The following is a 24,023-nucleotide window of genomic DNA, read 5'->3' on the forward strand; positions in this document are numbered from 1 at the left end:
CGCAGCCGGGCGGGCTACCGTCGCTCGTCCAGCGACCGGACCGCGCTGTCCCTGTCGGGGTACAGGGTGAAGATCTGGTCGAGACCGACGATGCGCAGTATGCGCAGGGTGTTGGCGGGGACGCCGGCGAGCACGATGTCCGCCTGAGCTTCCTGGGCGAGGGAGTGGGCGGCGATCAGGGCGGTGATGCCGCTGGAGTCGCAGAACTCCATACGGGAAAGGTCCACGACGAAGCGCTGACCTGGCTGGAGGGTGATGGTGGCCAGCAGGTCGCGCAGCTCGCCGGCGTTGGCGTAGTCGAGTTCGCCGACGATCTCCAGGACAGGGCCGGTCTCGGCGTCTCGGGTGGTGACCTTCAGCGGGCTCATGGTGCGTTCTTCGTGGCCGGGCCGGGCGCCGGGGCGCCGAGGGCGAGCAGAGCGGTGTCGTCGTCGAGGCCGTCACCGAAGCCGTCCAGCAGACCGATCAGGGCCTGGATGACCGCGTGCGGGGGCTTGCCGGCCTGACCGGCGGCGAAGGCGAGGAGGGCCTCGTACCCGTACAGGGAGTCACGGTCCTCGCCGGTGCGGGCCTCGGTGAGACCGTCGGTGTAGAGCAGGAGGGTGTCGCCGGGGTCCAGGACGGTGGTGGCGGTGACGAACGGCGCGGAGGGCAGGATCCCGACGAGGAGCCCGCCGGGAGTGGGCAGGAAGTCCGTCGTGCCGTCGGCCCTCAGGACGAGCACCGGCGGGTGACCGCCCGAGGCGAGGTGGATGGCGACCTGCCCGGTCCCCGGGTCGGGTTCGAGCGTGCCGAAGACAGCGGTGCAGTAACGCGGGTCGCCGCTGCCGGCGTAGCGCTCGTGGAGCACCTTGTTGAGGGTCGTGAGGGCGGAGACGGGGTCGGAGTCGTGCACGGCGGCGGCACGCAGGGTGTAGCGGGTCAGTGAGGTGACCGCCGCGGCCTGGGGGCCCTTGCCGCACACGTCGCCGAGGAAGAAGGCGAAGCGTTTGCCGTCCACGGGGAAGACGTCGTAGAAGTCGCCGCCGAGCCGGTCGGGATGGGCGGTGTGGTAGTGGGCGGCCGTCTCCACGCCGGGTACCGGGGGCAGGGTGGCGGGCAGCAGCGACTGCTGGAGCACGGCGAGTGCGTCCTGCAGCCGGGCTCGGTCTGCCTCCGCCTGCCTGTGTGCTTCTTCAGCCGCCTTCCGGCCGCGCAGGAGTTCCTCCTCGTAGGCGCGGCGGTCTCGGGCGTCGAAGACGGTGGTGCGGATCAGCAGCGGCTCGCCGGTGCTGCCGTGCTTGACCACGGAGGAGACCAGCACCGGCATGCGTGCCCCGCCGGTCTGTTTGACCTCCAGGGCTATGCCGCTGATCCGGCCCTGCATGCGCAGCAACGGCGCGAAGTGTGTCTCGTGGTACAGCTTGCCGCCCACGGTCAGCAGATCGGTGAACCGCATCCGGCCCACCACCGCCTCCCGCTCCAGGCCGAGCCAGCCCAGCAACGTCGCGTTGACCTTGGCGATGGTGCCGTCCATCAGCGTGGACAGGTACCCGCACGGTGCGCTCTCGTACAGCTCCTCGGCGCTGTCCTCCAGGAGCGCGGTGAACGCCGCGTCCGACGCCATCTCGTCGTCGGCTTCCGGCGGGTCGGACTGGTGCCCGGTGCGGCACATCACCGCAGACCCGCCAGGAAGCCGGTGATCGCCTCGTTGGTGGCCTCGGGCGCGGACAGGTGCGGGCAGTGCCCGGTGGCGTCGAGAGTGACCAGCGTCGAGCCGGGGATCGCCTGGTGGACGAAGGCGCCGACCTCCCGGGGGGCGATGACGTCGTGGGTGCACTCGAGGATCAGCGTCGGGACCCTCACGCCCTTCAGGTCGTCCCTCGAATCCGACAGGAACGTGGTCTGGGCGAAGACGCGCGCCATGTCCGGGTCGGTCGCGCAGAAGCTGTTCTTCAGCTCCTCGCCGAGTTCGGGCCGCTCCGCGTTCCCCATGATCACCGGCGCCATCGCCGCCGACCAGCCGAGATAGTTCGACTCCAGTGACCCCAGCAGCTCGTCGATGTCCTCCGCGCTGAAACCGCCCCGGTAGCCGTCGTCGTCGATGTACCGCGGAGACGGAGCGACCATCACCAGCGCCCCGATACGCTCCGGGGCCATGCCGGCGGCCAGCACCCCGATCATCGCGCTGACCGAGTGCCCCACGAACGTCGCGTCGCGCAGGTCCAGCGCCTCACACACCTCCACGACGTCCCGGGCGTAGCCGTCCAGAGAGGCGTAGCGGTCCGCGGAGAACGCGGACAGGTCCGAGCGGCCCGACCCCACGTAGTCGAACAGCACCACCCGGTAGTCCTCGGCCAGGGCGGGCACCGTCAGCCGCCACATGTTCTGATCACAGCCGAACCCATGGGCCAGCACCACCGTGGGCCCCTGCGGGTTGCCGGTGACGGTGACGTTGTTCCTGCGATCGATGTCCATACTCACCAGTATCCCAAGTTCCGCTCACCGCTCGGACACGGCCGCGCACCACCCCACACCCCACCCGTCGCCTTCACAACCGGCTCGGTCGACCCCGACCGCAACGCGGTGTCGCCGACGCCGAGTGCCACCTCAGGGCCGCTTGAAACGGACCCGCCGCCCCCTTGTTCGCCGGAGCAGAGGTGAGAGGCTGACTCACCCGTGGAGCCGACCCACCCGGCGACGGGCGAGTCGACTCGGCACCGACGACGGAGAGGACCAACGTGAGTGAATGGCAGCTGACCGAGACATTCCGCAGCACGTCAGGCGACGTCCGCTGGGGAAGCCTCGGACAACCCGGCCGGGAACCGGTCGTGCTCCTGCACGGCACACCTTTCTCCTCGTACGTCTGGCGCGCGGTCGCCCGCGCGCTCTCCCGCCACCACCAGGTGTTCGTATGGGACATGCCGGGCTACGGGGCATCGGAGATGGCGGCGGGCCAGGACGTCTCCCTGGCCGCCCAGGGCAGGGTCTTCACACAGCTCCTGGCGCACTGGGGCCTGGCGGAACCCTTGGTGGTCGCCCACGACTTCGGCGGGGCCGTCTGTCTGCGGGCGCATCTGCTGCACGGGGCTCGCTACCGCGCCCTCGCTCTGGTCGACCCGGTGGCACTGGCCCCGTGGGGTTCCCCGTTCTTCCGCCTGGTCGGCGAGCACTCCGACGTCTTCGAGCAGCTGCCACCGGTGCTGCACCGTGCCCTGGTGCGCGAGTACGTGAGTTCGGCCAGCAGCCCCGGTCTGCACCCCGCCGTTCTCGACCGGCTCGTCGAGCCCTGGCTCGGCGACCCCGGCCAGGCGGCCTTCTACCGTCAGATCGCGCAGGCCGACCAGCTCCACACCGACGAAGTACAGGCCCGGTACGGCGAGATCAACATCCCGACACTGGTGTGCTGGGGCCAGGACGACACCTGGATCCCCGCCGCGAAGGGACGGGAGCTCGCCGCAGGCATCCCGGGTGCGCAGCTCGAGCCCATCGCCGGTGCGGGCCACCTCGTCCAGGAAGACGCGCCTGCCGAACTCACGGCCGCCCTGATGACCTTCCTCCACCAACCGCGCTGATACCCGACACTCGCGTCGGGTGGCGCGCTCGTTCAGGCCGCGACGGGTACCTGGTGCGCGGCCGGCAGCCGCACTCAGCCGCGACAAAGTGTGAGCTATTGGCTAAAACGACACAAATGTACGTATGAGTGGTGTGAGGTCGGATACCCGAGCGGCATGACACGAGCGACGAGAAGGCACGCAAGGCACGACGAGCACGACACGACCGACCGGGAGACCGAGGCCGGGCGCGCGGTGAATGTCGGGCCGGACGAGCAGGTGGAACGGCAGGCGCCGGACAGTCCGACGGACCTGCCCAAGAGCTACTGGAAGACGATCCTCAAAGGCACCCTCAAGGAGTTCAAGAAGGACGAGCTGACCGACCGGGCAGCGGCGCTGACCTACTACGGGATCCTGGCGCTCTTCCCCGCGCTGCTCGCCCTGGTGTCCCTCCTGGGGATCGTCGGCCGGTCGGCCACCCAGCAGGTGCTGGACAACATCCAGAAACTCGCCCCGGGCCCGGCACAGGACATCCTGCGCAACGCGGTGCAGCAGATGCAGGGCAACGCCGGACTGGGGTCGATCATGGCGATCGTGGGCCTGGCGCTCGCGATCTGGTCGGCGTCCGGTTATGTCGCGGCGTTCATCAGGAGCGCCAACAAGGTCTACGACATCCCCGAGGGCCGGCCGGTGTGGAAGGTGCTGCCGGTGCGGGTCGGTGTGACCGTCGTGCTGATGGTCATGGCCGTGATCAGCGCGCTGATCGTGGTGTTCACCGGTGGCCTGGCGAAGGAGATAGGCACCGCGCTCGGAGTCGGCGACACCGGACTGACGGTCTGGTCGATCGCGAAGTGGCCGGTGCTGGTGGTGCTGGTCACGCTCATGATCGCGCTCCTGTACTGGGCGACCCCGAACGCGAAGGTCCGTGGCTTCCGCTGGATCACGCCGGGCAGTTTCCTCGCCCTGCTGATCTGGATGGTCGCCTCGGCGGGGTTCGCGTTCTACGTGGCGAACTTCGGCTCGTACAACAAGACCTACGGCGCCCTCGCCGGCGTGATCATCTTCCTGGTCTGGCTGTGGATCACGAACCTGGCGATCCTGCTCGGCCTCGAGTTCGACGCGGAGATGGCCCGTCAGCGGGCCGTGGCGGGCGGTCATCCGGCCGACGAGGAACCGTACGTCGAGCCCCGCGACACCCGGAAGTGGGACGAGGAGGACCGTCGCCGCCTCGAATCCTGACGCGGCACGGTGAAGCACGCGGAGCACGGTAGCGGTGTACGAGGACGCCGGACGGGAGTCGACTGGTCGTGGAAGTGATGGCAGGTCTGCAGGACGGAGACCGCCGGCTCGCGAGGCGGTCGATCGCCTGCGGACCGCGATGGGTGCGGCAGGTCGCGCCCATGGTGGAGGAGGCCGCCGAGCACACCAGGGTGTGGTGGGTGGCGGCCTGCGCGATGGCCGCCCTCGGCGGGTGGCGCGGCCGGGTGGCCGCCGGGGCCGGGGTGGCGGCGATGGCGACGGCCGAGGTGGTGTCCAACGGCGTCGTCAAACAGCTGTGCCGCCGGCGCCGCCCGCCACAGGAATGGGTGCCTCCGGAGGATCTCGAGGACCGGCCGGACAGTTCGTCCTTCCCCTCCGGACACACGGCCGCCGCGTTCGCCTTCGCCGGGGCGGTCACGCCGCTGTGGCCCGCCACAGGCTCCGCGTGCGCTGTCACGGCGGTGATGGTGGCCGCCCAGCGGGTGCACGGCGGTGCGCACTACCCCACCGACGTGGCCGCCGGCGCCGCGATCGGACTGGGCTCGGCCACGCTGGTGCGGGCCGTACCGCGGCTGGTGCGACGGCTGGTGCTCTGACGGGAGCCGGCACACTCCCCCATGCTTCTCACCTCCTTACTCCTTCTCCCTCCTTCTCCCTCTTCCTCAACTTGTCGAGGATCCGGCCCGCCGTCAGCCGGATGTTGAAGGAGGTGACGGAGGTGACGGAGGGGTAGGGGGCGTGTGCGAGCGCCTCGATCCCGCCGAGCAAGCCCGCCTTGTCGGGTGCGTCGGGCAATTCGCCGTGCCCGTCCACATACCGGCTGATCCCCCACAGGGCCTCGTACCGGACGGATTCCGACGGATCGTGGAGGTGGGTGAGCAAGAGGCCACGTCGCTGTCCTCGTCCGGGTCCAGGAGGGAGACGACGGCCGCCCTGACCTCGTCGGACGGGTGGTCGATCAGCCTCCGTACGGCGGGCAGGGCCTCGGGGTAGTTGCCGAGCGCGTTCCGGGTGTGCCGGAGGATCGCCTCGTCGGTCGTCAGGAGGCCGAGCAGCGCCTCGACCGCCACGCGCCGCTGTCCCCGTCGCCTGATGTGCCGCCCCAGTTCCATCAGACCCCGCACCGCTCCACCCCGTATCCGCTCGTCGGGATCGTGGAGGAGCGGCAGCAGCAACTCGGTGGTCCGCGGGTCCGCGCGCTCGCCGAGCGCCTCGGCGGCGGCCCCACGGACATCGGGATGACCGCGACCGGGCACCGGCTCGGGGCCGGGCGCGGAGACGACCACCATCCTGATCCACTCCCAGGCCGTCGCCGTGTCGATGCGGGACAGCACCCATACGGCGGTGGGTCCCGACCGCGGATGGTCCAGCCAGCGCACGGCGAGGGGCAGGGACCGCTCCTCGCGCCACTGTCCGAGGGTGTGGAGGGTCTGCCTGGCGGCCTCCGCGTCGGTCTCGGCCGCCAGCGCGGACAGGATCGCGTCGACCGTGCGGGGCCTTCGACAGCCGGACAGTTTGGACGCGGCCATGCCCCGGACCCCGGGGCACTCGTCGCGCAGGCCCTCGATGAGTGAGTCGCGCAGCTGGTCCAGGTACTGCGAGGGCAGCATGTCCAGTGCCCGCGCGCGCGACAGACCCCGGCCCTGCCGGGCGGTGTGCAGGACCTGTTCCAGGACGGGCCTCTGCCGCAGCAACGGATAGAGGGCGGTACGCGCCTGCCCCCACACATAGGTGCCGGTGTCGCCCAACAGCCGTATGAGGACGGTCGGGTCGGGGTTCCCCTCCCGACGGGTCAGCCCGAGCAGCCCGTTGAGCCGCAGATGCCAGTCGGAGGCGTCGTCCATCAACCGCCGGAACGCCTCGACGACATCCGGCCCCTCCAACGCCAGCCTCTCGGCCGCGAGGGACGCCCGACGCCGTACGCCGCCGTCCGGGTCCCCATCAACCCGACGACCACCGCGCCCGCCCCGTCACCTCCGGCCGGCCGCGCCTGCCCCAGCCATCCGAGCGCATCCGCCGCCCCGGCCCGCACCCCGGCCTCAGGGTCCTGAGCGGCCTGTTCGACGGCCTCCCGCACCCCGTCGACAACCTCCCCGTGTTCCGCGGCCCATCTCCCCACCCGCCCCAGCCCTTTGACGGCCGCGGCCCTCCGCCCGCATTCCTCGGCCGTCAACTCCCGTAAGAAGAAGGCGATCTGATGCGCCGCGCCGCCGGCCCCGCCACCCCTGACAACTCCCACGCGTCCCCTCCGAGCCCCTGCACCGCCCCGCCGCGCGGGGGAGGTGTCAACGAGAACGACTGTTCCGAGGGCTCGAGAGTTGCGCTGAGCCCTCGTCACGGGACGCAAGGGCTCCGGACTGGGCCGCTCCCCCGCGTGAGGCGGCGACGGCGGCGGAGAGCTGTTCCTGCGCCTCCTCGGGCAGGGGGTCGCCCCTGACGGAGTTCACGAGCTGCTGAGCCGTCCGGTACAGCTTGGTGTTGGTGTTCTGGGACGTCATCACCAGCACGGTCCAGGCCTCCTCCTCGCTGAGGGTGAAGGCGGCCATGAGGATGCCGCGGGCCAGGTCGATGAGCCCTCGCGTCTGCATCGCCCGCCGGAGCTGGACGACTTCCACCCTCGGGTCCGGTTCGGACACGTCGGATTCCGCGGAGACAGGTCGGGGCCGGGAGTCGTCATCCGGCGCATCCGCCTCGCCGTGCGGCGTGAAGAGGGGCAGGGTGTCGGTGAGCTCGAACACCCGCTCGGCGGCCGGGCTGATGCTGCGGATCGTGGTCGTCTTCGCCTGGTCCAGGGCTTGCTGCCGGATGCCCAGCAGGGTGCTGAGGCCGGAGCAGTCGCAGAACTCGACGCCGCTGAGGTCCAGGTCAATGCCATGGGCAGAGCGGGCGAGCGCCGAGCGCAGGGCCTGCTGCAGCTCCTGGTCCGAGGTGAGGTCGAGGTCGCCGCACACCGTGACGAGCATCCGGTCGCCTTCGGGGCGGGTGTAGACCGTGAGAGCAGAAACCTGTTTCACGCCGACGAGCCCGGCGAGCTTCGTGCAGCCGTCGGCCTGTCCGGCCCCAGACTGTGCCGCCTCCGGCATGGTCCACTCCCCTGACTGAAGCACTTGGTAGGTCCACCACCAGATTCGCGCGCACACAAACTCACGTCAATAGATACATGAAACAAAGTTCAGGTATTCTCTTACGTGAACCAGCGAGCGTATAGTGTGGGCATGGCTGGAGCTCAAGAACCGCACACGGGATGGACGTTCATCACGAATCACGCGCGCGTGCTGGCCACCATCGCTGACGACCAGAGCGTGCGGGTCCGTGACATCGCCGCCCGCTGCAGGCTCACGGAACGCGCCGTCCAGAAGATCATTTCCGACCTGGAACAGAGCGGCTTCCTCTCCCACAGGCGCGAGGGCCGCAGCAACACGTACCAGATCGAGCCGGGAACCGAGCTGCGTCACCCAGCCGAGGCCGGACTCACCGTGTCCTCCCTCCTCGCCCTGCTCGCCCAGGTGGACGCCCACCGCACCGGACTGCACGCCAACCAGGACAGCTGAGCGACCCCCTGGGTCGGCGGGGCACGGCGAAGCGGCCTACCCGGCGCGTCCACGGTCCGGCAGAGCACGAGGGGTCAGCGCACCGCGCCCTCGCGGAAGCGACGAAGCTGTCGAGCTCGTCGTCGCCATTCCGGGCCCGCGTCCACTCCTCGGACAGGCTGTCCATGGGCGGACCCGAAATGCGCGCCCTGTCCTGGTTGGTCTGCACCGGACTGGGCACCTGGCTGTGAAGTAGGCCCCGGGTGTGCTGGAGGTGTGGTGTGGCGGTACGGCATCGTCTGATCAAGGTGAGTCCGCAGACCGTGTGGGCCGTCCTCGCGGACGGCAGCCGCTATGCGGAGTGGGTGGTGGGAACGTCGTCCTCCGAGCCGGTGCGTGGACAGTGGCCGGAGGTGGGCTCGGCGATCGGCTACGAGGTGCGCCTGGGCCCCGTACGACTCACCAACGAGACAGTTGTCCGGTACTGCAGGGAAGGCTCCGAGCTGGGGCTGGAAGCACGGGCGGGCGCGCTGGGGACGGCGCGGATCTCGCTCGAACTGCACCCCTGGGGCAGGTACTGCCTGGTGATCGCGGACGAACACCCGCTCCAGGGGGCCGGCGGAAAGCTGCACAACGTCGGCGTGGAGGCACTGATCCAACTACGACATCGCGCGATGCTCGCCCGCCTCACCGAGGTCTGCGAGGCGCAGGCCCGCGCCGAGCAGCTGGAAAGCGGCCGGGAACAGCGCCGGGCGGCAGCTCAGGGCGCAGGCGGCGGCCATGCCTGACGCGGTGGTGATCGGCGCCGGCCCCAACGGGCTGGTCGCCGCCAACCTGCTGGCCGACGAGGGATGGAGTGTGGAGGTACTGGAGGAGCAGCCCGAGCCGGGTGGCGCGGTGCGCCACGACAGGGACGTCGATCCCGATTTCGTCAACGACCTGTGCAGCTCCTTCTATCCCCTTGCCGCCGCGTCGCCGGTGCTGGCCCGGCTCCGTCTCGACGACCACGGTCTGCGCTGGAGCCACGCGCCTCGCGTGCTGGCCCACCCCCTGAGCGACGGCAGGTGCGCCGTGCTCGCCCGCGGACTCGACACCACCGCCGACTCACTCGACGCCTTCCATCCGGGCGACGGGGAGGCGTGGAGGCGCCTGCACGAGACCTGGGAGCACCTGCGTCCCGACATCCTGGGCGCCCTGTTCACCCCTTTCCCGCCGCTGCGCGCCGGCGCCCGCCTCGCCGTACGGCTGAGGGCGGCGGGCGGCCTGCGGATGGCGCGCACCCTGATCCTGCCCGTGCGCCGCCTGGGGGACGAGGAGTTCCAGGGCGAGGGCGGCAAGCTGCTGCTGGCCGGGAACGCACTGCACGCCGACCTCGCGCCGGAGGCCGCCGGCAGCGGGGGCTTCGGCTGGCTGATGTCCATGCTCGGACAGACGTACGGCTTTCCCGTGCCCGTCGGCGGCGCCGGGGCCCTCACGGAGGCCCTCGTCCGTCGGCTGCGGGAGCGGGGCGGCACTCTCCGCTGCGGACAGCGGGTCCGTCGCGTCATCGTGCGGGACGGTCGAGCCGTGGGTGTGCTCACCGCCGACGGCGGGCGGGTGGCCGCACACCGTGCCGTCCTGGCCGACGTGTCGGCGCCTGCCCTGTACGGCGACCTCGTCCCGGAGGAGCACCTTCCTTCGCAGCTGCTGACCGACGTCCGACGCTTCCAGTGGGACTTCGCCACCTTCAAGGTGGACTGGGCACTCGACGGCCCCGTGCCCTGGCAGGCCGAGGCGGCGGCCCGGGCCGGAACCGTCCACCTGGCCGACGGGATGGACGAGCTCACCCGCTTCGCGGCCCAGATCGCCATGGGCCAGGTACCCGACCGGCCTTTCGCGCTGTTCGGACAGATGACGACGGCGGATTCGTCCCGCTCTCCGCGGGGCACCGAGGCCGCCTGGGCGTACACCCACGTGCCGCACGTGATCAAGTCCGACGCCGGCGACGAGGGACTGACCGGCACCTGGAGCACCAAGGAGCAGGAGGTGATGGCCGACCGGGTCGAACGCCAGGTCGAGCGGTTCGCGCCAGGCTTCCGCTCCCTCATCCGTGCCCGGCGCGTTCTGGCGCCGCCCACGCTCCAGGCGCTCGACAGCAATCTGTACGGAGGCGCCATCAACGGCGGTACCACGGCCCTGCACCAGCAGCTCTTCTTCCGCCCTGTACCCGGCATCGGCCGCCCCGAGACACCGGTCGCCGGTCTCTACCTCGCCTCCGCCTCCGCCCACCCGGGCGGCGGGGTCCACGGGGCCCCGGGGGCCAACGCCGCTCGCGCGGCGCTGCACCGGAACCGGCTCCCCGGCGTCACCCGCGCCCAGCGCGCCCTCGCCCTCCGGGACCGCACCGGACGAAAGCCGCGCCGCGCGCACTGAGACCCGGACCCGGCACAACAGCAGTTCTGCCGTGCGACGGGCACTCGGCGCCCGCACGAGGGACGGACAGGATCACGAACATGGACACGGACAAGGACAAGGACACGGACAAGGACACGGACAGGGACATGGACGGGGACCGCGCGGACCGCCCGGACCGCACCCACCGGCGCCCGGAGGGGGTCAGCGACGAGATCGTGGAAGCGCTCGGGGCGCTGTCGAAGGCGCTGGAGACCACCGAACGCGCGCGAGGCCACCTCTACGGCTTTCATCAGCTGACCGGCGCCGCGGACCTGCAACTCGACCGGGCGGTGGAGCTGCTGCGTCAGGCCGGCCGCCCCGAGTGGGCCGACAAGGTGCGGTCGGAGATCCTCGGCCGGAACGTCATCCCGGGACATTGGACCTTCCAGATCGTCGAGGCGTACGACGCCACCTACTACCGGCCGTTCTCACTCCTGCAGCGGGAGGCCGTGGAGCAGTTGGCCGAGGGCCGCGACCACCTGTACGAGGCGGAGATGAAGGAGGCGCGGCGTACCGCCGGCCACCCCGACCACACAGCCCGGCCGGCCGTCGACCCGAAGTGGCGCGAGGAGCACGGCCCGGACGACCGACCGCAAGGGGAACGACCCGGCTGAACCGTCTCCGAGAGCCACAGGAGTTCCGGAGGCGGCGGGCGGAAGAACCTCCTACCGGACGTACCGGACGGGCTTCGGAGTCAGAAGGGACCAGATCGTGGATGACAGTCCGGTCAACGGCCGCATCGTCGTGGTGACGGGAGCCGCACGCGGCGTGGGCGCGGCGCTCGCGACCGCGCTCGCCCGGCGCGGGGCCCGGCTGGCCCTGCTCGACCACGACAAGCCGGCGCTGGAGACGATGGCCTCGGGCCTGCCGGGCGCGGAGTTGACCGTCGATGTCGATGTGACCGACAACGCGGCGCTGCGCGAGGCCGCCCGGACGGTCCGCGGTCACCTGGGCCCGCCGTCGGTGGTGGTGGCGAACGCGGGGATCGCCGAGGGCGGCCCCTTCGACCTCTCGGACCCCGCGACCTGGCGCCGTGTGATCGATGTGAACCTGACCGGGAGTGCGCAGACGGCAAGGGCGTTCCTGCCGGACCTGGTGGAGACGGCGGGCTACCACCTCCAGATCGCGTCACTGGCCTCGATCGGTGCCGTTCCGTTGATGAGCGCCTACTGCGCCTCCAAAGCAGGCGTCGAGGCCTTCACCCACGCGCTGCGGGCCGAGGTGGCTCATCAGGGAGTGGCCGTCGGGATCGCCTACCTCAACTGGATCGACACCGACATGATCCGCGACGCCGACCGGTTCGCGGTCCTCCGGGAACTGCGCACCCACATGCCGCCGCCCGCGCGGCGCGTCTCTCCGGTCGAGATGGTCGCCGCCCGGCTGGTGCGGGCCGTCGAGCGCCGCAGCACCGCCGTCTACGTACCCGGTTGGCTGCGTCTGGTCCAGGTGGGCCGGGCCGCTCTGCCACCCGTCATCCTGCGGCTGTCCCGCCGCGAGCTGCCCCGCCTGCAGTCGAAGGAGCCGTTCGACTCCACGGGCCTGCTGGGAGCCGGCGGTCGGTCCGACCTCGCGGCGACGGCACGGCACGGCGTGCACCCACGGTGAACCTCGCCTCGCCTACGGCCGGTTGGTGCGACCTCCCGGTGTGAGCGGCCGTACGTCGGCACGCGGAGGTCCCGGTGTGCGCGGCCGTACGTAAGCACACGGAGGTCCCGCACCTGGTCTCGTTAATGTGACCCGATGCAGCTTCCCGCGTACTGGATGCCGAGACCTGCGTCCGCACCTGACCGCGCGACAACAGCGGCTTTCGACCGGCTGTTGGACGAGGCACTCGGCCGCGGCCCGGGCCGGCCCGTCGACTACCAACTGGACGCGCCCAAATGGCAGTTCCTGTGCCACGCCGCCGAACGGTCCGGCATCGTCCTGCACGGTTCGGGGGATCCGGACATCGGTCGGTTCGAACCTCGGCAGCCTGCCGACACGCTCGAGTTCAGCAACCGTCGGGCGGTCTTCGCGGCCACCGACGGAATCTGGCCGATGTACTACGCGATCCTGGACCGTGACCGCCACCCGACGATGACGCTGTGCAATGCCTGCATTCGCATCGCCTCCCCCAACTCCCTTGATTTCAGCGATCCTTACTACTTCTTCTCGATCAGCCGGCCTGCCCTGGACCGGCAGCCCTGGCGAGTCGGCACCGTTTACCTCCTGCCCGCCGACACCTTCGAGTCCCAGCCGCCGGTCACGGCCGACGACGCCCGGATACGAATCGCCCAGGCGGCGAGTGCGGTACCGGTCGAACCGGCCGCCAAACTGTCGGTGCACCCCGGCGACTTCCCCTTCCTCCGGCAGATCCGCGGCCACGACGACGACAGGCTCCGCGCTCAAGTCGCCGCCGACCCGGGCGGGTTCCCCTGGGTCGAGGGGGGCTGACCCCCGACCGGCGACGCCGCACCGATTGCATCCTCAACTGTTCGTACTTGGATTGAGCACTCTTGACCCGTTGAACAATATATTTACTTTTATCCTCTTCTTGTCGCATAAGCCGGGCAAATCCGGTGAACCTGGACGTAGTAAGAGCAAGCCCCTGACAAGGAGATGGTGGTATGACCCCCACCGAAGCTCTCATCACGGAAACCACCGAGGTTCACTGCGCCGACGTCGAGGCGGCCCTCGACCCGGTCGAGGCCGACGGCACCTTCCGCGACAGCCGCGAGTGCGCGGCCCTCGCCCTGTCGTCCGGCACGACCAGCCTTCTGCTGTCACCCCCGACGCCGCGACCGAAGAAGGGCTGACGGGAGGGCCCATGAAGCAGTCAGGCACTTCGATCCGTCTGACGGGCGCGGTGCAGGACCTCGCTACGGAGGTGGTCTCCGCCCTGCGGGGCGGAGACCACCTCCGGCTCGCCGAGAGCCTGTCGGTGCGCGACGAGACCGGCCCGCCCGGTGACCTCGCGCTCGCCGCCGTACGGGTGCTCGGCCCCGACGTCCTGTTGCCGGCCGTCCTGCGCATCGTTCCCCCGGACCCTGACGACCTGGCCGTCGTCAGAAAGGCCGTGGACGCGTTCCCTCCGTCCGCGGACGCCTCGCCCACCTCACGGTGGAGTCACTGGGCCATGCGGCACACGCTGCTGCGCCTGGACCCCCCGCTCGACGACGCGCGCACCGACGGCACAGAGCCGGGAGCGGGCTGGCTCGACGGCGTCCCCTGGCAGTTCCTGACCCATCAGCTCGCGGTCCTCGCACCCCTGGCCCTGCCGGCGGACGACAGCGCGCTCACCCGGGCGGCACGCCACCGTCCGGTCGACGTGGCCCGTGGCTTCGTACGCGCGGTGCGCCGCCGCGACTGGCTGCAGGCGGCCGGCGCCGGTCGCTGGCTGACCCTCCTGGACGGGGTGCCGGACACGCTCGGCCTCGAAGGGGGACTGGAGTTCGTCGCCCAGATGGGCGGTGACGACCCCCGCGTGGCCTTGCAGGTCCAGGCCGCTCAGCTCCTGCGCGCGGGAGCCGCGCGGTGACGGCCCGCACCGGCACGGCGGCCCACACCGGCGCGACGGCCCGCACCGTGCGGGACCGGGGACGGGCCGCACTCGCCTGGATCTCCGGCCACCGCCACGAGTTCCGTCTCGACGACGGCGCGGCGCTGGCCGCTGACGGCGACGTGAACGCCAGTTGGAAACCCCTCGGCGAGCTGGCCCAGGTGTGCGTGTGCGTCCGCCGTCACACCGACCCGACCGACCCCTGGCACGCCGCCGCCTCCGACCTGCTGGCCTTCGCATGGCAACAGACCGGTGACGGCGCGCTGTTCCTCGACGTCCAGCGTCTCGAACCCTTCGCCACCTACCCCTTGGAGGTCTACGCCGCGTTCGCGTCGGCCGGTCTGCGCCACGCCGGCTACGAACACGCCGCCGCCACGGTGACCCGCACCCGAGGCTGGCGGTCGACCGAGCAGGAACCGAACCGCCGCCTGAGCGTGCTCAACTCCGAGCGCCGCAGCCGGCTGCCCCTGCACCAGGAGATGCCCGAAGCTCTGCGGCGTACCTGGCTGGGCGGCCTGCCGGAGCCCTGGACCTTCGAACGCAGCGCCGGCTACACGCTCACCCACGTCGTCTTCCACCTCACCGACTGGGGTCTGGACACCGGCGGACTGCCGACAGATGTCGCGACCTACCTCCGGCACTGGCTTCCACCGTGGCTTGACACCTGTCTGGAGGACGACCAGTGGGACCTGGCCTGCGAACTGCTGGCCGTGGCGGCGAGCCTGCCACGGCTGCCCGAACCCGCGGTTCTCGCGGACGCCTGGGCGAGCATCGGCGCGGCCCAGGACGCCTCCGGCGCGGTGCCCGAAGTGGGCCCGGGACGCGGGGAACGGGAACCGGAGCGGACCTTCGCCACCTGCTACCACTCCACGTTGATGACAGCCTTCGCCGCCGCCGTGACCCTCGCCCGCCTGCGCGAGGCCGAAACGTCCGGGGCACCTCCGGCCGGGTCGTCCGGCCGGCCGGCACCGGGTGGACAGGGAGTACCCGCATGACCAGTACTCGTCTCATCCACAAGGTCGGAGTGGGCGCCATCGAATGGCTGTACGCCCACCGCGACGGATTCCGGCTGGAACCGGACGTCGACCCCGAGGTGGGCTTCCTCGAGCGGTTCAAGCCCGTCGGTGAACTGGCCCTGATCTGCAAGGTCCTCTTCCGCGAGGGGGTCGCCGGATCGCACCAGTCCCACCTGGCCCGGGAACTGCTCGACCACGCCTGGCAGCACACCCTGGCCGGCGGCCGGATGCTGGTCCGCGGCCAGCGTACGGAGCCGATCTCCCCCATCCCGTTCGAGGTCTACCTCCCCTTCAGGGAGCTCGGTTACAGCCAGCCCGAGCTGGAGCGCGCGGCCCGGCTCAACCACCGGCTGCTGGGGTACGCCGCCTTCGAGATGACGCCCGTCCGCCGCCTCGGCCTGTCGGCGTTCCAGCGCCGCTTCGGGCTGCCGCCCCAGCCACCCGAAGCCGAGCTGGTGGGCCGGACCTGGCTGGGCCGTACCCCCGAGCCGTGGACCGTCGAGGGTCACATCGCCTACGCCATCACCCACACCGTCTTCCATCTCACCGACTGGGGCGAGCGACCCGAGGGCCTGCCGCCCCCCGTCGCCGACTACCTCGCCACCTGGCTGCCGGTCTGGCTGGACGACTGGCTCGACCTGCAACGCTGGGACCTGCTCGGCGAACTACTCGTCGTGGACGCCTGTCTGCCACGCCCCACCCTCGACGAACGGGCCTGGGAAGGCTTCGCCGCGGCCCAGCGGTCCGACGGTGCGATGCCCGCCCTGCGCACGATGCCGCGAGGCGAACCCGAAGAGGTGTTCGACGTCATCTACCACCCGACACTCGTCGCCGCCTTCGCCTCCGTGATGGCCACGTCCCGCGCCCTGACCCAACTGGCGCACGCCCCGGCATGACTCCCCGGCAGCAGACCCCCTGGCCCGGCGGCGCCCGCCCGGACACCGCCGACGTGCTTTCGTACGCCGACCTCGACGACACCGCGACCACCGCGGGCGCGATCCTCCCGGGCCCGGCCGACACACCGCCGGGCCCCCGGCTGGAGGCGGCCGTGGCGGCCGTGGCGGCGCCCGACGTCGTCTTCGCCCTGTCCCGCGACGGGCAGCGCACCGTACGCTGCGGTGGCACGGCGCCGCCCCCGCCGGTCCCCCGCGAGCGACTGCGCTACGAACTCGGATCGGCCTCCAAGGCGTTCACCGGGCTCCTCCTGGCGGAGCTGACGCGGTCCGGTCGGCTGTCCGGGGGCGAGCCGGCGGCCGCCCTCCTCGATCCGCGCCGGCGCACCGACCGCGAGCCCATCACCCTGGCCCACCTCATCACCCACACCTCAGGGCTGCCCGGTCTGCCCCGCGACTTCTTCCGCCGGGCCCTGCCCGCCTGGCACACCAACCCCTATGCGCGCTACGCCGACGAGCGCGTCGTCGACGCCTTCCTGGCGTACCGGCAGCGGCGCCGTCCGGGCACGCACTGGCACTACTCCAACTTCGGTGTGGCGGTGCTCGGCCACGCGTTGGCGGCCGCCACCGGCGTGTCCTGGGAGGAACTGCTCACCCGGCACGTTCTCCTGCCCCTGCACCTCGACGGCGTCGCCCCGCACCCCGGGCCTGCGGGCACCGACGCCACCGGCCACCGCAGGGACGGCACGACCCCCACGCCCGCGCTGGACGCCGGCGGGTTCCAGGCGGCCGGCGCGGTCCGGGGCACTCCGGAGGACCTGCTCGCCTTCGTCGAGGCCCATGTGCGCCCCTCCCCCACTCCCCTGGCCGCCGCCCTCCACGCGGTGCGGCGCCCCGTGCTCCGCAGGGGCCTGGGGCATCGGCACGTCCACACTATGGGCTGGTTCCAGCATCCGACCGCGTACGGGCCCCTGTACTTCCACTGCGGGGCCACGCTGGGCCAGCAGGCCTTCCTGGGGTTCTGCCCGGGCACCGGCACGGCCCTGGTCGCCGCGTGCACCCGCCGGTTCCGCGCCCGCGACACCTTCGTGGCGACGGCCTACGGCCTCTTGGCCGAGCCGTAGCGGCCCGCTGGACGACGGTCGGCGCGGCCGACGCAGGCAGCAGGGCGGCACACGGAGTCGTGTGCCGCCCTGCTCGTGGGACGGGTCAGACGCGCTGCCACAGGGCCGGCGCGGCGGCGGGCTGCCACGCGCTCTGCGCCTGGTGGACCTGCAGGCACTGGTAGGTGACTCCGTTGAACGTCACCTGCGCCCCGGTGTCGTAGACCCGGCCGCTCGACCACGTACCGGTCTGGTCGGCGGGGGTTGTGGGCGTGTCGGTCTGGGTCGCGTTCGTCTTCAGGGTCAGCCCGTAGGTGCTGAGCACCGGGTTGACCGGCTGGTAGAAGGTGGTGCCGCCGGCCCTGCAGTCGCCGGAGCCGCCCGAGGTGACGCCCTGTGCCTGTGCGCCCGAGAGGTAGGGGCCGCCGGAGTCGCCCGGCTCGGCGCAGACCGTCGTACGGGTCACTCCGTCGACGGTGCCCTCGGAGTAGCTGACGCTGGTGTCGTGCTGCTCGATCGTGCCGCAGTGCCAACCGCTGGTGGACCCGGAGCGGCAGACCGCGGCGCCGACCAGGGCCTGCACGGAGCCGCCGACCTGGACGTCCGTCTCCCCCTGGGCCTTGACGTCGGGGGTCGCGGTCCAGTCGCTGTTGGCGGCCACCCAGGACATGTCGCTGCCCGGGAAGACGGACGCCTGGAAGGTGCCCTGTGCCACCTCGTTGAAGCCGGCGGTCTTGTTCCCCTCCTGCCCGCAGTGCCCGGCGGACACGAAGCCCTGCTGTTCCGCCTTGGTGACGGCGAACCCGACGGAGCAGCGGGCGGATTCCTCGATGTAGTAGGCGTCGCCGCCGCGGATGTCGTGCAGGGCGCGCGGACGGTCCGCCGACACCTTCACGTCGACCAGCTCACCGGGCACTCCGGCCGCGGTGACGAGCGCGTCGGCGGCGGCGCGGCTCGTGGCCTGGACCGTCACACGGTTGGTGCGTACGTCGACGTACCGGACCGGGGTCTCCAGAGCCGTCGTGCCGGTGGCGGCGCCGTCCAGCCTCGCCTTGGCCGCTCGCAGATCCGCCAAGGGGTTCCTGACCACCACCGCCTTCGCCCCTTCGGCCTCGATGCCGGGGACGTCCGCGGCGTCGGTGGTCGCGACGGAGAGGTCGGCGGAGGTCGCGCCCTGCACCCAGGCGCCGGCGAAGTGGCCGCCGAGGGCGATCTGCAGCCGCCCCGCGCGGGTGCCGGCCTCGGCCTCGTTCTCCAGGCGCAGCCTCGCCTGCTGGTCCGTCAGTTTCAGATCGCGCCGCACAGCGCGCAGCACCGCGGCCGACGGGGCGTCGGCGCCCGGCGTGCGCGCGGCCGTCGGCCCTCCGGCCGGTACGGGGGGTGCGGCGGCCGCCGCCTGGGGCAGTCCCGTCAGCACGAGCGTGCCGAGTGCGGTCACGGCGGCGGCGCAGACCGCACCTTTGTGTCTGTTGGGCATTCACGTCTCCCTGGACTTCGGCGGAACAAATGCCTTGGATCAGTACCCTTAGACGCAACTCGTGCGGATGATGTGCCGCGCCTTCCCATTCCGCGTATCGGACGACATGAGGGGTCCGCCCGGCGGAACGGGGCTCACACGGGCTCGAGACCGGGAGCACCCGCCTCGATCGCGAAGGAACCCGCCGTCGTGATCGGCGCTCCCGGAGTCGTCACCGCCGAGACGGTCCTGAAGTCCGCCCGCGCCACCTGCGGGCCCAGCTCCACCCGTACGTATCCGCGCTGTCCGTTGTAGAACTTCAGGTGCGGGTTGGCCGTCATGTAGGTGTCCCAGTTGGCGGGCTTCTCGGCGCCGTCCCTGCCGCTCGCGACGGAGGTGGCGACGATCTCCGTCCCCAGGGTCCGGGACTCCGGATCGTCGAACACGTCCTTGATCTCGAAGGCGTAGCCGGCATGGACGTCGCCCGTGAGGACCATCAGGTTCTCGACTCCGGCCGACTTCGCGCCGGCGAGGATCCGCTCGCGTGAGGCGCGGTAGCCGTCCCACGCGTCCATGGACATCAGTGCCTCGGCGAGGTCCATCCTGCGCTGGGAGAAACAGACCTGCTGGGGCATCACGTTCCACACCGCGTCCGAGGCCCGCCACCCCTCGATCAGCCAGTCCTCCTGGGCCTGCCCCGTCATGGTGCGCGCCGGATCGTCGGACTCGGGGCCGGGCACATGCAGGTCGTCGCCGTACGCCTGGTCGGAGCGGTACTGGCGGGTGTCGAGCACGTCGAACTGGGCGAGCGTGCCCCAGTGGAGCCGCCGGTACAGCCGCAGGTCGGCTCCGGAGGGCATCTGGGCGCCGCGCAGCGGATGGTTCTCCCAGTACGCGCGGTAGGCGGCGGCCCGGCGCAGCAGGAACTCCTCGGGCGGGCTCCCGTGCTCGTCGACGGCGCCCGCGTAGTTGTTCTCGGTGTCGTGGTCGTCCCAGGTGACGACGAACGGGTGCGCGGCGTGCACCGCCCGCAGGTCCGGGTCGCTCTTGTAGAGGGCGTACCGCAGCCGGTAGTCCTCCAGCAGGACGGCTTCGCGGTTGAAGACGTCGGGGAGGGTGCCGCCGGGGTAGGCGCGGGCGCCGCCGACGTCGTTCACGGCGTACTCGTACAGGTAGTCGCCGACGTGGAAGACCAGGTCGACGTCGTCCTCGGCGAGGTGGCGGTGGGCGGTGAAGTAGCCGTCGTGGAAGGCCTGGCAGGACACCGCGGCGATCGTCAGGGTCGCGGCGGCCGACGTGCGGGCGGGCGCGGTGCGGGTGCGGCCCGTCTCGCTGATCCACGCCCCCGTCTTGAAGCGGTAGAAGTACTCGCTGCCCGGGGCGAGGCCGTCGACCTCGACGTGCACGGTGTGGTTGTACTCGGGGAAGGCGACGCTGCCGCCGCTGCGCACGACGACGGCGAACCGTTCGTCCAGGGCCACCTCCCAGAGCACGGCGGCGGCCAGCCCTGCCATGCCGCCGCCCGGCTCGTACGGGACGGGCGCCAACCGGGTCCACAACACCACGGAGTCGGGCATCGGGTCCCCGGAGGCGACGCCCAGGGTGAAGGGGTCGTCGGCGATCTTCGCCGTGTCCATCGCGCGGGTGCCCGTCGCGCCCGCGGCCGGAACGTTCGTGGCGAAGGCCAGCGCGGCGGCCGCGGCGGTGAGGGAGAGAAACCTGCGGCGCCCGAAGTGACGGGCTGCGGCCCGCAGTTCTCGGTCTGCTGAGCTCATACGGTCCTGGTTCGCGGTCGGCGGTGCGGGGGCATGCCGGCTCCACGAGCCCGAACCGGAATGCAACGGACTTGCGGATACTAAGGAGACGAAGATCGAAATCCCGACCATCACACGGTCTGCTGAGCCACCCGGGTGACATGAGCACCGGCGCATGCGGTGCCGACGACATGGCGGGCGCGCCCCGCCCCGCCTCGGTCGGTCGGTCGGTCGTCAGGTGTGGTCCGTCTTGGACACGGCGAGGGGCGGCGGCGCGTCCCGACGCGCCGCCGCCCCAACCCCCGGCCGTGTCCCGGTGGTCAGCCGCCCAGGGCCGCCATCACCACGTCCTTGGCCTCCTCCTGGACCCGGCGCAGGTGGTCGGGTCCCTGGAACGACTCGGCGTAGATCTTGTAGACGTCCTCGGTGCCCGAGGGGCGGGCGGCGAACCAGGCGTTCTCGGTGGTCACCTTGATGCCGCCGATGGCAGCCCCGTTGCCGGGGGCCTCGGTGAGCACGCCGGTGACCGCCTCTCCGGCCAGGGTGTCCGCGGTGACCTGGGCGGGCGAGAGCTTGGCGAGCAGCGCCTTCTCCTCGCGGGTCGCCGGGGCGTCGATGCGGGCGTAGGCGGGCTCGCCGAAACGGGCCGTCAGGGCGGCGTAGTGCTCCGACGGGGTCTTCCCGGTGACGGCGGTGATCTCGGAGGCGAGCAGCGCGAGGATGATGCCGTCCTTGTCGGTCGTCCACACCGAGCCGTCGCGGCGCAGGAACGACGCGCCGGCCGACTCCTCACCGCCGAACCCGAGCGAACCGTCGACCAGGCCGTCCACGAACCACTTGAAGCCGACGGGCACCTCGACGAGGCGTCGGCCGAGGTCGGCGGCGACGCGGTCGATCATGGAGGAGGACACCAGGGTCTTGCCGATGCCCGTCCCGTCGGGCCACTGCTCGCGGTGGGCGTACAGGTAGGCGATGGCGGCGGCCAGGTAGTGGTTGGGGTTCATCAGACCCGCGTCCGGCGTGACGATGCCGTGCCGGTCGGCGTCGGCGTCGTTGCCCGTGGCGATCCGGAAGCGGTCCCGCTGGTCGATGAGCGAGGCCATCGCGTACGGCGACGAGCAGTCCATGCGGATCTTGCCGTCCCAGTCCAGCGTCATGAAACGCCAGGTGGGGTCGGCGAGCGGGTTGACCACGGTGAGGTCGAGCCGGTGTTCCTCGGCGATACGCCCCCAGTAGGCGACGGAGGCCCCGCCGAGCGGGTCGGCGCCGATCCGGATGCCGGCGGTGCGGATCGCGTCCAGGTCGAGGACGGCGGGCAGGTCGGCGACGTAGGTGCCGAGGAAGTCGTGACGGCCGGTGCCGGGAGCCGCGAGTGCCCGGGTGTACGGGATACGGCGTACGTCCTTGAGGCCGGCCGCGATGATCTCGTTGGCGCGGTCCTGGATCCAGGAGGTCGCGTCGGAGCCGGCGGGGCCACCGCTCGGCGGGTTGTACTTGAAGCCGCCGTCGGCGGGCGGGTTGTGGGAGGGCGTGACGACGACGCCGTCCGCGAGGCCCGCGGAGCGGCCTCGGTTGTGCGTGAGGATGGCGTGCGAGACGGCCGGGGTGGGCGTGTAGCCGTCGGCGTCGTCGATGAGCACGGTCACGTCGTTGGCGGCGAACACCTCCAGGGCGGTGACCCGGGCGGGCTCGGACAGGGCGTGCGTGTCGGCGCCGAGGAAGAGGGGCCCGTCGGTGCCCTGCGCGCTGCGGTACTCGCAGATGGCCTGGCTGGTCGCGGCGATGTGGTCCTCGTTGAACGCCGTCTTCAGGGACGATCCGCGGTGCCCGGACGTGCCGAACGCCACCCGTTGCGCCGGGTCGGCCGGGTCGGGGTGCAGCGCGTAGTACGCGGTCACCAACCGGGCCACGTCGACGAGGTCCTCGGGACCGGCCGGTCGACCCGCTCGTTCGTGCTGCATGGTCCGTTCCTCCGCATGGGTTGGTCCGTAGCTCGAGGCCCCATCTTTCCTCCTCGGGGCGACGCTGTGCGAGAGGGCCCGGCCCGCGGCGGGCACGGGCCGGCCCAGGGTTGTGGGAGCGGGTGGTGCAGCCGTGCAGCCGTGACGGCGGCCGGAGCCCGCCAGCCGGCAAGCCCCCGCCAGGGAGTGACGGAAGATGTCCTCGACCCCGTCGCCGGGGAGCCGGTACCAGACGTGGTCCCCACCCGGGCACCGTCACAGGTTCGACGCTCGCTCCCCGTCGCCTCCAGGCTCGCGACGAAGCGCAGGCTGTGGGTGGGGCGGCCATGAAGTCGTCCGTGCCTTCGAGTCCTTCGAGGGTGAGGTCACTCAGGGCGTACCAGGTGATGGCACCGGCCACGCCCGACGCCTTGGGCGACAGCGCCAGCAGGCCGCGAGGTGTCCGCCGGCCGACTCTCCCCACACCACGGTGCAGTGGGTGTCGATGCGTGCAGACACGTCCCGGCCGCCGGAACGGGCAGCCGGAACGGACAGAGCCGGGCCGGTCGCCTGGGCGGGCCGGCCAGGCGACCGGCACAGGGACCGCGGACGGTGTCAGGCCCCTTCGACCGTCGCCGTGACGGGGGTGCCGATCTCGACCGTGCGGCTGACCGTGCACAGCCGGTCGTGGGACGTCTTGACGGCCCGAGGGAGGATCGCCCGGGCGCGATCCGCACCCTCGACGTCCGCGAAGGCCACGGAGAAGGTGACCTCGAGGTCGGTCAGCCGGTTCCCGTGCTCGTCGCTGATCTTGTTACCGGTCACCGCCACGGAGAACTCCGTGGGCTCCGTGTGGCGGCTGGTGGCGACGTCCACGTCCACCGCCGTGCACCCTCCGATCGCGGCGAGCAGCAACTCGACCGGGGTGAACTCGGTGCCGCCGCGGGAGTCGGAGGCGGTACCGAAGCTGATCGTGCCGCCCCGGGCGTTCGTCGCGGTGAAGTGGCCGGTGCTGGTTCGCTCGATGGTGACGGAGCGCTGGGAGTTCTCGGTCATGCCGCCGACAGTAGTGCCGATGCGGCGCAAAGACCTGAGCCGGGCGCCTGGCTCAGACGACCGGCTCGCCGATGCCCAGCAGGTTTCCCTCGCTGTCCCGGAACCAGGCGGCGCGCTCACCCCGCGCGCCCTTGCTCGGGTAGTGCCCGTCGATCTCGGCGATGCCCTCCCGCGTTCGGAAGCCCGGCACGTCGACCTCCTCGAACACCACGCCACGCCGCCTGAGTTCCGACACGACCGTCTCGACGTCGTCGACCTCCCACCCCATCTGAGTGAAGGTGCCGGGCGAGGCCCCGGCCGACTTGAAAAGGGCGAACTCCGCGCCTCCGCACCGGTACAGCAGCCCCCCGGGCCGCTCGTCGACGGGGTCCAGGCCGAGTCGCTCGGTGTAGAAGCGCCGCGCCCGCTCCAGGTCCTGGGCCGGCAGCCTGGTCGCCACGCGCCCCCTGGCCAGAATGTTCATGTCGCCCGCGTTCAGGTTCATACCTCCACTGTGCCGCCGACGGTGGCC

25 protein-coding genes are annotated in these 24,023 nt (G+C 71.6%); 14 read left to right on the forward strand and 11 right to left on the reverse strand.

The window, feature by feature from the left end:
* Window positions 1-14: 14 nt before the first annotated feature.
* Genes AQJ84_RS31980 through AQJ84_RS31990 form a run of 3 tightly spaced genes read right to left on the reverse strand, consistent with a single transcriptional unit; the run spans window position 15 to window position 2,457 of the window.
* Window positions 15-368 carry an STAS domain-containing protein gene (locus AQJ84_RS31980; RefSeq protein WP_030037551.1) on the reverse strand — a complete coding sequence of 118 codons (354 nt, stop codon included), beginning with the start codon at window positions 366-368 and terminating at the stop codon, window positions 15-17.
* Window positions 365-1,654 (reverse strand): PP2C family protein-serine/threonine phosphatase, encoded by a 1,290-nt coding sequence (locus tag AQJ84_RS31985; RefSeq protein ID WP_030037552.1) that lies wholly within the window; start codon window positions 1,652-1,654, stop codon window positions 365-367. Before AQJ84_RS31985 ends, AQJ84_RS31980 begins: the two co-directional genes overlap by 4 nt.
* The gene (locus AQJ84_RS31990; protein WP_030037553.1) at window positions 1,654-2,457 is read right to left on the reverse strand and encodes an alpha/beta fold hydrolase; all 804 of its coding nucleotides are present in this window, start codon (window positions 2,455-2,457) and stop codon (window positions 1,654-1,656) included. Before AQJ84_RS31990 ends, AQJ84_RS31985 begins: the two co-directional genes overlap by 1 nt.
* Before the next feature lie 263 nt (window positions 2,458-2,720).
* On the opposite strand from AQJ84_RS31990, the gene AQJ84_RS31995 reads away from it, so the two are divergent.
* From AQJ84_RS31995 to AQJ84_RS32005, 3 genes are all read left to right on the forward strand, one after another.
* Window positions 2,721-3,554, forward strand: coding sequence for an alpha/beta fold hydrolase (locus tag AQJ84_RS31995; RefSeq protein ID WP_053190362.1), 834 nt, complete (start codon window positions 2,721-2,723; stop codon window positions 3,552-3,554).
* 156 nt (window positions 3,555-3,710) lie between these two features.
* On the forward strand, window positions 3,711-4,772 hold the full coding sequence (locus AQJ84_RS32000; protein WP_030037554.1) for a YihY/virulence factor BrkB family protein: 1,062 nt from the start codon (window positions 3,711-3,713) through the stop codon (window positions 4,770-4,772).
* 77 nt (window positions 4,773-4,849) lie between these two features.
* A complete protein-coding gene (locus AQJ84_RS32005) occupies window positions 4,850-5,389 on the forward strand; it encodes a phosphatase PAP2 family protein (protein ID WP_053190363.1) in 540 nt (179 codons plus the stop codon).
* 93 nt (window positions 5,390-5,482) lie between these two features.
* Here AQJ84_RS32005 and AQJ84_RS32010 read toward each other — a convergent pair whose 3' ends face one another.
* The 3 genes from AQJ84_RS32010 to AQJ84_RS32015 are packed head-to-tail and all read right to left on the reverse strand — an operon-like array spanning window position 5,483 to window position 7,876.
* Window positions 5,483-6,676, reverse strand: a complete 1,194-nt coding sequence (locus tag AQJ84_RS32010; RefSeq protein WP_225889206.1) for a HEAT repeat domain-containing protein — start codon at window positions 6,674-6,676, stop codon at window positions 5,483-5,485.
* Window positions 6,637-7,131 (reverse strand): HEAT repeat domain-containing protein, encoded by a 495-nt coding sequence (locus AQJ84_RS44455; RefSeq protein ID WP_310591750.1) that lies wholly within the window; start codon window positions 7,129-7,131, stop codon window positions 6,637-6,639. The genes AQJ84_RS32010 and AQJ84_RS44455 overlap by 40 nt, the downstream gene beginning before the upstream one ends.
* Window positions 7,079-7,876: an anti-sigma factor antagonist gene (locus tag AQJ84_RS32015; protein ID WP_107082628.1), complete on the reverse strand. Its 798-nt coding sequence runs from the start codon at window positions 7,874-7,876 to the stop codon at window positions 7,079-7,081. The genes AQJ84_RS44455 and AQJ84_RS32015 overlap by 53 nt, the downstream gene beginning before the upstream one ends.
* A gap of 132 nt (window positions 7,877-8,008) precedes the next feature.
* Here AQJ84_RS32015 and AQJ84_RS32020 point away from each other — a divergent pair, with 132 nt between their 5' ends.
* The 11 genes from AQJ84_RS32020 to AQJ84_RS32070 all read left to right on the forward strand — a co-directional run bounded on the left by AQJ84_RS32020 (window position 8,009) and on the right by AQJ84_RS32070 (window position 17,327).
* On the forward strand, window positions 8,009-8,344 hold the full coding sequence (locus AQJ84_RS32020; RefSeq protein ID WP_030037558.1) for a MarR family transcriptional regulator: 336 nt from the start codon (window positions 8,009-8,011) through the stop codon (window positions 8,342-8,344).
* A gap of 260 nt (window positions 8,345-8,604) precedes the next feature.
* Entirely contained in the window at window positions 8,605-9,111 is a 507-nt protein-coding gene (locus AQJ84_RS32025; protein WP_030037559.1) for an SRPBCC family protein, read from the forward strand.
* Window positions 9,104-10,735 (forward strand): phytoene desaturase family protein, encoded by a 1,632-nt coding sequence (locus AQJ84_RS32030; protein ID WP_053190364.1) that lies wholly within the window; start codon window positions 9,104-9,106, stop codon window positions 10,733-10,735. Before AQJ84_RS32025 ends, AQJ84_RS32030 begins: the two co-directional genes overlap by 8 nt.
* 128 nt (window positions 10,736-10,863) lie before the next feature.
* A complete protein-coding gene (locus AQJ84_RS32035; RefSeq protein WP_037801912.1) occupies window positions 10,864-11,370 on the forward strand; it encodes a hypothetical protein in 507 nt (168 codons plus the stop codon).
* 97 nt (window positions 11,371-11,467) lie between these two features.
* Window positions 11,468-12,361 (forward strand): SDR family oxidoreductase, encoded by an 894-nt coding sequence (locus AQJ84_RS32040; RefSeq protein WP_030037563.1) that lies wholly within the window; start codon window positions 11,468-11,470, stop codon window positions 12,359-12,361.
* Between the two features lie 135 nt (window positions 12,362-12,496).
* Window positions 12,497-13,189: a hypothetical protein gene (locus AQJ84_RS42640; RefSeq protein ID WP_030037564.1), complete on the forward strand. Its 693-nt coding sequence runs from the start codon at window positions 12,497-12,499 to the stop codon at window positions 13,187-13,189.
* 173 nt (window positions 13,190-13,362) lie between these two features.
* Window positions 13,363-13,551 carry a hypothetical protein gene (locus tag AQJ84_RS32050; RefSeq protein ID WP_030037565.1) on the forward strand — a complete coding sequence of 63 codons (189 nt, stop codon included), beginning with the start codon at window positions 13,363-13,365 and terminating at the stop codon, window positions 13,549-13,551.
* 11 nt (window positions 13,552-13,562) lie between these two features.
* Window positions 13,563-14,273: a hypothetical protein gene (locus tag AQJ84_RS32055; RefSeq protein WP_053190365.1), complete on the forward strand. Its 711-nt coding sequence runs from the start codon at window positions 13,563-13,565 to the stop codon at window positions 14,271-14,273.
* The gene (locus tag AQJ84_RS32060) at window positions 14,270-15,289 is read left to right on the forward strand and encodes a DUF6895 family protein (protein ID WP_053190366.1); all 1,020 of its coding nucleotides are present in this window, start codon (window positions 14,270-14,272) and stop codon (window positions 15,287-15,289) included. Before AQJ84_RS32055 ends, AQJ84_RS32060 begins: the two co-directional genes overlap by 4 nt.
* On the forward strand, window positions 15,286-16,206 hold the full coding sequence (locus AQJ84_RS32065; RefSeq protein ID WP_030037567.1) for a DUF6895 family protein: 921 nt from the start codon (window positions 15,286-15,288) through the stop codon (window positions 16,204-16,206). Before AQJ84_RS32060 ends, AQJ84_RS32065 begins: the two co-directional genes overlap by 4 nt.
* A complete protein-coding gene (locus AQJ84_RS32070; protein ID WP_107082629.1) occupies window positions 16,203-17,327 on the forward strand; it encodes a serine hydrolase domain-containing protein in 1,125 nt (374 codons plus the stop codon). Before AQJ84_RS32065 ends, AQJ84_RS32070 begins: the two co-directional genes overlap by 4 nt.
* 85 nt (window positions 17,328-17,412) lie before the next feature.
* On the opposite strand, the gene AQJ84_RS32075 is transcribed toward AQJ84_RS32070, so the two are convergent.
* From AQJ84_RS32075 to AQJ84_RS32095, 5 genes are all read right to left on the reverse strand, one after another.
* Entirely contained in the window at window positions 17,413-18,783 is a 1,371-nt protein-coding gene (locus AQJ84_RS32075; protein ID WP_053190367.1) for a carbohydrate-binding protein, read from the reverse strand.
* A gap of 134 nt (window positions 18,784-18,917) precedes the next feature.
* On the reverse strand, window positions 18,918-20,537 hold the full coding sequence (locus tag AQJ84_RS32080; protein ID WP_030037570.1) for an alkaline phosphatase D family protein: 1,620 nt from the start codon (window positions 20,535-20,537) through the stop codon (window positions 18,918-18,920).
* Window positions 20,538-20,836: 299 nt separating this feature from the next.
* Window positions 20,837-22,477, reverse strand: a complete 1,641-nt coding sequence (gene pgm, locus AQJ84_RS32085) for a phosphoglucomutase (alpha-D-glucose-1,6-bisphosphate-dependent) (RefSeq protein ID WP_030037571.1) — start codon at window positions 22,475-22,477, stop codon at window positions 20,837-20,839.
* Window positions 22,478-23,071: 594 nt separating this feature from the next.
* A complete protein-coding gene (locus AQJ84_RS32090) occupies window positions 23,072-23,512 on the reverse strand; it encodes an OsmC family protein (RefSeq protein ID WP_030037572.1) in 441 nt (146 codons plus the stop codon).
* Between the two features lie 52 nt (window positions 23,513-23,564).
* A complete protein-coding gene (locus AQJ84_RS32095) occupies window positions 23,565-23,996 on the reverse strand; it encodes a VOC family protein (RefSeq protein WP_051869412.1) in 432 nt (143 codons plus the stop codon).
* Between the last annotated feature and the right edge of the window lie 27 nt (window positions 23,997-24,023).

Origin of the sequence: Streptomyces resistomycificus, assembly GCF_001514265.1 — a bacterium.
In the GTDB taxonomy this organism is placed as follows: Bacteria; Actinomycetota; Actinomycetes; order Streptomycetales; family Streptomycetaceae; genus Streptomyces; species Streptomyces resistomycificus.